At 38.4% G+C, this 331-nt stretch carries 1 pseudogene; it reads right to left on the reverse strand.

Annotated features, from left to right (window positions below):
* Positions 1 to 331 (reverse strand): annotated as a pseudogene (locus G4407_RS16365) (recombinase family protein); the annotation flags it as partial.

Genomic DNA, 331 nt, shown 5'->3' on the forward strand with positions numbered 1-331 from the left:
ATCGCATCCTGACTCATTCCCTGCAGCTTCATCTTAAAAATATCCTGTACTACACTGCCTGCAGATGGATCAATCTCTAATTTATGCTTATCTGTCTTTGTCTTCCTGTATCCAAAAGCTACAAACGGAGTCACACACTCACCTTTTTTCCTCTTAATCTCAAGATTACTCCTGATCTTAATAGAAATGTCACGGCAATAAGCATCATTGATTAAATTCTTAAATGGGATAATGATTTCGTCTGCCTGATTCTTTCCCTTGAGACTGTCATAATTGTCATTGATGGCAATAAAACGCACACCAAGAGCCGGGAATAATCTCTCGATATACT

This window comes from Allocoprococcus comes, assembly GCF_013300725.1.
In the GTDB taxonomy this organism is placed as follows: Bacteria; Bacillota; Clostridia; order Lachnospirales; family Lachnospiraceae; genus Allocoprococcus; species Allocoprococcus comes_A.